The organism is Rhodococcus sp. G6(2025), from assembly GCF_058628105.1.
The window spans coordinates 2735449-2743267 of the sequence record NZ_CP179750.1 but is presented as its reverse complement, the minus strand read 5'-3'; the positions used below and the strand labels follow the sequence as shown (position 1 = coordinate 2743267).

General features: G+C 67.1%; 5 protein-coding genes. All 5 read right to left on the bottom strand.

Features of this window, described 5'->3' with window-relative positions; all coding sequences use genetic code 11:
- Positions 1-1324: 1324 nt before the first annotated feature.
- Genes ACLIVD_RS12455 through ACLIVD_RS12435 form a run of 5 tightly spaced genes read right to left on the bottom strand, consistent with a single transcriptional unit; the run spans position 1325 to position 7807 of the window.
- The gene (locus ACLIVD_RS12455; RefSeq protein WP_283332959.1) at positions 1325-3268 is read right to left on the bottom strand and encodes an acetoacetate--CoA ligase; all 1944 of its coding nucleotides are present in this window, start codon (positions 3266-3268) and stop codon (positions 1325-1327) included.
- 48 nt (positions 3269-3316) lie between these two features.
- On the bottom strand, positions 3317-4162 hold the full coding sequence (locus ACLIVD_RS12450; protein WP_283332958.1) for an HpcH/HpaI aldolase/citrate lyase family protein: 846 nt from the start codon (positions 4160-4162) through the stop codon (positions 3317-3319).
- Positions 4159-4644 (bottom strand): MaoC family dehydratase, encoded by a 486-nt coding sequence (locus tag ACLIVD_RS12445; RefSeq protein ID WP_105412677.1) that lies wholly within the window; start codon positions 4642-4644, stop codon positions 4159-4161. The genes ACLIVD_RS12450 and ACLIVD_RS12445 overlap by 4 nt, the downstream gene beginning before the upstream one ends.
- Complete coding sequence (locus ACLIVD_RS12440) at positions 4641-5801, bottom strand: acyl-CoA dehydrogenase family protein (RefSeq protein WP_105412678.1); 1161 nt, start codon at positions 5799-5801, stop codon at positions 4641-4643. The genes ACLIVD_RS12445 and ACLIVD_RS12440 overlap by 4 nt, the downstream gene beginning before the upstream one ends.
- Positions 5798-7807, bottom strand: coding sequence for an acetyl/propionyl/methylcrotonyl-CoA carboxylase subunit alpha (locus tag ACLIVD_RS12435; RefSeq protein ID WP_491932872.1), 2010 nt, complete (start codon positions 7805-7807; stop codon positions 5798-5800). Before ACLIVD_RS12435 ends, ACLIVD_RS12440 begins: the two co-directional genes overlap by 4 nt.
- Positions 7808-7819: the final 12 nt, after the last annotated feature.

Here is a 7819-nt window from a genome sequence, read left to right as displayed (position 1 = left end):
CGCGTGTTGCGCGAACCAGATGCCTCGCTGCGCAGCCGACAGCGGAAACGCCCCTTCCGGAGCACCGCTACTACCCGCTGCTTGTCCCGACCCCAAGGGTTACTCCGTTCTCGAACGCGTGGCGACTGCCGCCTGTGTCTTTGGTGATTCGTAGCTCTCGGTCCCACGGACTGCGTCGTGAGCCGGTCTTCCGATGAACGCCATCACACGAACAGGCCCTGCCGGTTCGAAGCATCTCGCGGAGCGGGGACGTGCCGGGCATGGGACGCCCTGCGCTGATCGAAGAGTTCCACCACACTCGGAGTCGATGTCAGACGATCGTCCGAAACCCGATTGCCTGCGACGCTGAACACTCCAAGGCCCTTACATCCCGAACTACTTGCGGTGAGCGGGTTCATACGTGGCTCCGTTCTCTCATCGATCCAACAAGCGGCCACCCAATCGGTGCTCGTCATCCTCCGAGTCGAGAGCCGAGTCTACGGCGCTGGTGGAGGAGCGAAACATCGTCGCGATCATTGCTTCGGCCTCCTCTCGCTCGGTGGTGACAATCTCGGTTCGTACGGTTCTGCGGTAGCGCCGGGAATTACATCGGTGTCGGATCCACTGCCGTTACCGGCGCCGGTGTGACGTACCCAACCCTCGATACTTCCAGAACCAGGCCTAGATTCGATCTTCGACGCGCACATATTCAACAGGCCGGACCGCATTCCGGGCACTGTGTACAACCAGAACACGGATACCGTACCGAGAGTCGGAATTTCACTAGGTGTACAACTGTCGTATCCAGTTTCATGTTCCGCCTCCCGACTGTTATCCGTGCACGGTGCAGCCGATCTGATGACCGGCCGCGGCGTTGAACACTCACTGCCCCCCGTGACCGCAGTTTTGCCAACCACCGTGTCTACCAAAGCCCCGCGCAGGTCTCAAAACGCAGAGCACCCGAAGTTGCATACCGGGAATAACCGAGCAGGTTCGTCGCGTAGTCGCATCGAACGAAAACTTGGACGTTCACGTGAGCGCTCGGGTGCCGGCAGATCGCCCGCTGACCTGCCACGAGGGCGCAGACACGCGTCCCCGGCGAAGGGATGTGAACCGGCGACACCCCGGTTGTATCCCAGCATCTGGAACACCCTCCCGACGCTCGGCACTGTCGATGTCCGATTAGTCGCGATCGCCGCCGCGCGACCGATCGCGGGCAGACGGGAGATTTCTCACATTCAGGGACGCGCCGACATCAGGAAGAACGCTTCTACCAACGAGTAACTAAAGTAAGTCTAACCTAACCGTTGTCGCCCAACGATACTGACATCGACCGACTCGCCGCTCACCGTCCGTGGCTCGCGAACCAGTCGAGCAGATCGGGGTCGTCCACGGCGCTGCGGTCCACCGTGCGCCCAGCATCCGCACCCTGAAAAATGCGCTTGAGGGGCACCTCGAGTTTCTTGCCGGTCCGGGTGTGCGGGATGCCGGGCGCCTCGATGATGTCGTCGGGCACATGCCGCGGAGAGGCCTGCTCACGAATCGCTGCGCGGATACGCTGCCTCAGCGCGTCGTCGAGTTCCGCCCCCTCCGACAGGACCACGAACAGCGGCATCCAGTATCCGCCGTCCGCCAGATCGACACCGACGACAAGCGCCTCGGCGACCTCGGGGAGCTTCTCCACCACCTGGTAGATGTCGGCGCTACCCATCCGAATCCCGTTGCGATTCAAGGTGGAATCGGACCTTCCGTGCATCAGGACGGTCCCGCGATCGGTGATCGTGATCCAGTCGCCGTGCCGCCACACTCCCGGAAACACATCGAAATATGCTTCGCGGTACCGCTTTCCGTCCGGATCGTTCCAGAACGACACCGGCATGGACGGCATCGGCGCCGTCACGACCAGTTCACCGACCTCACCTCGCACCGGTTGCCCAGACTCGTCGAACGCGTCGACGGCGACACCCAGGCACGGGGCGGACAGCTCCCCCGGCCAGACCGGGACGTTCCGCGCTCCCCCGACGAACGCCGACACCACGTCGGTCCCACCGGTGATCGACACGACGGGAACGCGGCGACCGACGTTCTCGGACAACCACAGTGACGACGCCGCCGGCAGCGTGGACCCGGTCACCCCCACCGCCCGGAGTGCGCTCAGATCGTGCTCGCGCACGGGGACCACACCCGCCTTGTCGCACGCGAGAACATAGCCGGGACTGGTGCCGACCACGGTCACACCCAGCCGTGACACCAAGGACCACAACGCATCCGGCGTCGGATAGGACGGACTTCCGTCGTAGCAGACGATGGTGGCCCCCACCAGCAGGCCCGCCGTCTGGAAGTTCCACATCATCCAACTGGGACTGGTGTACCAGAAGAGGGTGTCGTCGCGGCCGATGTCGAGTTGGAGCGCGAGCGACTTCACGTGCTCGAGGAGAACGCCGCCGTGACCGTGCACGATGCCCTTCGGCAGGCCCGTGGTCCCCGAGGAGAACACCACCCACAGCGGGTGGTCGAACGGGACGGCGACGGACTCGAGTGCGGCGTCCCGGCCGGTGGCCTCCGCCCAGGTGAGGGTGCCGTCGACGGCGGCGTCCGGATCGAGACGCGGCACGACCACTGTGAGGGCCAGCGACGGCAATCCGCCGCGCAGGTCGGCCGACGCGGCGAGTCGATCGTGTTCCTTGCCCCCGAACCGGTAGCCGTCCGCGGTGATCAGCGCTTTCGGTTCCAGTTGACCCAGTCGATCGAGCGCGGCCGGCGCGGAGTAGTCCTGTCCGCACGCGGCCCACACGGCACCGAGCGACGCCGTGGCGAGGAACGCGACGACGGCCTCGGGAATGTTCGGGAGGTAACCGACGACCCGGTCACCGACCCCGACTCCGTGCTCGCGGAGAGTCGCGGCGAGGCCCGCCACCGCGGACCGCAACTCGTCCCACCCGACGGAGATGTCGGTGGCGCCCTCACCCGCGTACAGGATCGCCGGTGTGCCGGGGCGGGCGTTCCGGAAGACGTGGTCGACGTAGTTGAGGGTCGCCCCGGGGAACCAGACGGCCCCCGGCATCGCGTCGTCCGCGAGGGCCGGTCCGGGGTCGGTGGCGGACCGGATATCGAAGTAGTCCCACACGTCCTGCCAGAACGCCGCCGGGTCGGCGACCGACCAGCGCCACAGCGCCCGGTAGTCGTCGACTCGGACGCTGTGACGCCGTGCGACGAAACGGGCGAAATCGGTGACGACCGCGTCGCACACGTCGGATTCGGTGGGCACCCATTGCGGATCGGCAGTCATGGGCACCATCTTCCCCGAGAGCGCGACCGTTCCGCGCTCTTTCGCCGCCTACTGCGGGGACTCGGACGTGCTCTTCCCCTTCGAACCGACCTGGGAGCGGCGCAGGATCGCCTCGGCGTGACGCAGGACCGGCGCGTCCACCATCTTTCCCTCGAACGCGAAGACTCCCCGTTCGTCGGCGACGGCGGCGAGAACCCGCGTCGCCCAGTCGACGTCCTTGTCGGACGGCGCGTACGCCTCCCGGATCACCGCGATCTGGCTGGGATGGATGCCGACCTTGATGTCGAATCCGACGGCGACGGCGTCGACCGCCTCCGCGCGCAACCCGTCGAGGTCTTTGATGTCGAGATATACGGAATCCAGGGCGAGCCGGTGATACGCCTTGGCCGCCAGCAGTGTCGACGACCGCACGTGATTGGCGACGTCACGATAGCTGCCGCCCTCGCGGCGACTGGAGTTGCCGCCCATCGCCGCCACGAGATCTTCGGCGCCCCACATCACGCCGATCGTGCTCGCCGCCAGCGCGATCTCGCTCACCGCGAGCGCACCGAGAGGCGACTCGACGAGGGCGATCACCTCACGCGGCGCCAACGACAGCACCTGGTCGGCGGACTCGCACTTCGCCAGCATCAGCCTCGTGTAGCGGGTGCCGTCGAGTGCCAGAAGGTCTCGCTCGTGATCCTCGGTTCCGACCGGATTGACTCGCACCACCGTGCGATCCGGATCCAACGGGGTGTCGATCAGGGCGACCCGCGCCGCTTCCTTGTCCGCGGGCGCCACCCCGTCCTCGAGGTCGAGGATCACGACGTCGGCTGCCGCAGCCGCTTTCGCATACCGTTCGGGCCGGTCGGCCGGGCAGAACAACCAGGCGGGCCCGGGCAGTTCCCAGCTCATGACGGCTTCTTCTGGACGAGGGTCTTGCGGACCGCGATCGCCACCACGTCGCCGTTCTGGTTGCGGCCGGTGTGCTCGAGCGTGACGATGCCCTCGCCGGGCCTGCTCTTCGACTCGCGCTTGTCCACGATCTTCGTCTCCGCGTAGAGCGTGTCGCCGTGGAACAGCGGTTTCGGGAAACTGATCTCCGAGAACCCCAGATTCGCGACGATCGTCCCCTGCGTCAGTTGTGCCACCGACAATCCGACCACGGTCGAGAGGGTGAACATCGAGTTGACGAGGCGCTCACCGAACTGGGTGTTCTCGCTGTACGCGGCGTCCAGGTGCAGTGCCTGGGTGTTCATCGTCTGCGTCGTGAAGAGGACGTTGTCGGCCTCCGTGACGGTCCGGCCGGGACGGTGCTCGTACACCGCTCCCAGCTCGAACTCCTCGAACCACAGGCCCCGCTGAACGATTCGCTTCGGTTCGGTCGTCGCGGTCACAGGCCGGCCTCCCGCGCGATCAGCATCAGCTGCACCTCGGTGGTGCCCTCGCCGATCTCCAGGATCTTGCTGTCACGGTAGTGCCGGGCCACGGTGTACTCGTTCATGAATCCGTAGCCGCCGTGGATCTGGGTGGCGTCCCGGGCGTTGTCCATCGCGGCCTCGGAGGCGACGAGCTTGGCGATGGCGGCCTGCTTCTTGAACGGCTTGCCGGACAACATCCGGGCAGCGGCGTCGTAGTACGCGGTGCGCGCGGTGTGGGCGCGCGCCTCCATGCGGGCGATCTTGAAGGCGATGGCCTGGTTGTGGCCGATGGGCCGTCCGAACGCCTCGCGTTCCTTGGCGTACTTGACCGACTCGTCGACGCATCCCTGGGCGGCGCCGACGCTCAGCGCGGCGATGGCGATGCGGCCCTCGTCGAGGATCCGCAGGAAGTTCGCGTACCCGCGGCCACGCTCGCCGAGCAGATTCTCCTCGGGAACGCGCACGTCCGAGAACGTGAGCGGGTGGGTGTCGGAGGCGTTCCAGCCGACCTTGTTGTACGCCGGCTCGGCGGTGAAGCCCGGCGTCGACGTCGGCACGAGGATGGTGGAGATCTCCTTTTTGCCTTCCTTCGTTCCGGTCACCGCGGTGACGGTGACGAGCTTGGTGATGTCGGTGCCGGAGTTGGTGATGAACTGCTTGTTGCCGTTGATGATCCACTCGCCGCTGTCGAACTTCGCGGTGGTCTTCGTCCCGCCGGCGTCGCTTCCGGCACCCGGCTCGGTGAGCCCGAACGCGGCCAGGCTCTTGCCGCTCGTCAGCTGCGGCAGCCACTCCTGCTTCTGCTCCTCGTTGCCGAACCGGTAGATCGGCATCGCGCCCAGCGACACGCCGGCTTCCAGGGTGATCGCGACACTCTGGTCGACCTTGCCCAGTTCTTCGAGTGCCAGGCAGAGTGCGAAGTAGTCGCCGCCCATTCCGCCGTACTCCTCGGGGAACGGCAGGCCGAACAGGCCCATGTCGGCCATTCCCGCCACCACCTCGTAGGGGAACGTGTGGTTGGCGTCGTGTTCCGCCGCGACCGGTGCCACCACGTTCTTGGCGAAATCGGCGACGGTCTTCGCCAACTGCTGGTACTCGTCGGGAAGCTGGCCGGTGGCAAGGAATTCGGTCATGACGCGTCTTCTTTCGTGTCGGTGGTGTCGGTGTGCGGGGTGACTCGTGCGAGCAGCTGGTCGACCATCACCTGGTCACCGGGTGCGACGAGGATGTCGACGACGCCGTCGACGGGGGCGGTGAGCGAGTGCTCCATCTTCATCGCCTCGACCACGACGAGTGTCTGGCCTGCGGTGACGTGGGCGCCCGCTTCGGCGCCGACGGCGATGACGGATCCGGGCATGGGGCTGGTGATCTCGGCCTCGCCGGCGTGGACGTCGCCGGTGCGGACACTGAGTTCGCGAACCTCACGCAGCATCGTCGTGCCGTCGGAACCGGCGAGCCAGATGTGCCCGTCGGTCTGGGCGACCCGGTAGGTTTCGCGCCTGCCGTCGATCACCACGGAGAGCGTGGCCCCGTCGAGCGCCGCCGTCAGGGAGAGGGTGTCGCCGTCCTCGACCTGCGCGGTGGCCTCGGACGGACTGCCCGTGATGCGCACGTGGTCGGTGCGGGTGGCAGACGACAACCGGATGCTGGTGGGCGCGGGAACGCCGACCCGCCAGCCGCTGGGAACGTCCCACGGATCGGCCTGTGCCCGCTCGGGCCAGCGCTGCAACCAGCGGAAGGCCGCGGCGGCGATCAGGGCGGCGTCGGTGGCCTCCGCGGCGACGAAGTCCGCGAGCCGTCGGTCGAGCAGACCGGTGTCGAGGTTGCCGGCCACCACGTCGGGATCGGCGAGCAGGAAGCGCGCGAACTCGATGTTGGTGACCACTCCCAGCACACCGGTGCCGGCCAGCGCCCGGTCCAGCTTGCGTAGCGCACCGGCGCGGTCGTCGGCGTGGGCGATGACCTTCGCCAGCATCGGGTCGTAATCGCTGCCGACCACCGTGCCGGGCTGCAGCCCGGAGTCGACCCGGACACCGGGGCCGGCGGGTTCGACGACGTCGGCCACGAGTCCGCCGGTGGGGAGGAATCCGCGACTCGGATCCTCGGCGTAGACGCGGGCTTCGATGGCATGACCGGTGAGGGTGATGTCGTCCTGGGTGAAGCCGAGCGGCTCACCGGCGGCCACTCGCACCTGCCACTCGACGAGGTCCAGGCCCGTGACGAGTTCGGTGACCGGGTGCTCGACCTGCAGTCGGGTGTTCATCTCCATGAAGAAGAACTCGTCGGGCTTGTCGGCGGAGACGATGAACTCGACCGTTCCCGCTCCGGAGTAGTCGACGCTGCGCGCCGTATTGCAGGCGGCCTCGCCGATCCGGGCGCGCGTCGCCTCGTCCAGCAGCGGCGACGGCGCCTCCTCGATGACCTTCTGGTGGCGACGCTGCAGACTGCATTCGCGCTCACCGAGATGGACGACGTTCCCGTGCCCGTCCGCGAGGATCTGCACCTCGATGTGCCGGGGCCGCAGCACGAATCGTTCGAGGAAGAGGGTGTCGTCGCCGAACGCCGACGCCGCCTCCCGCCGCGCGCTGCGTAGTGCCTCGGCGAGTGCGCCCGGCTCCTCCACCAGTCGCATGCCCTTGCCGCCGCCACCTGCCGACGGCTTGACGAGGACGGGGTATCCGATGTCGCCTGCGGCCGCGATCAGTTCGTCGTCGGACAGGCCGGGACGGGCGATGCCGGGGACGACGGGCACGTCGAACTTCGCCACCGCGTTCTTGGCGGTGATCTTGTCGCCCATCACCTCGATGGCGTGAGCGGACGGGCCGAGGAACGCGATTCCCGCGTCCGCGCAGGCCCCGGCGAACTTGGAGTTCTCCGACAGGAACCCGTAACCGGGATGGATGGCCTGCGCACCGGTGGCGCGGGCCGCCGCGATCACCTTCTCGATGACGAGGTAACTCTCCCGGGCCGCGGCCGGACCGAGCAGCACCGCGGTGTCGGCCTCACGGACGTGCCGCGCGTCCCGGTCCGCCTCGCTGAACACGGCGACGGAACGGATTCCCATGGCCCGCAACGTGCGGATCACGCGCACCGCGATCTCGCCGCGGTTGGCTACCAGGACGGTATCTATCCGAGTCATTTCAGTCATTCC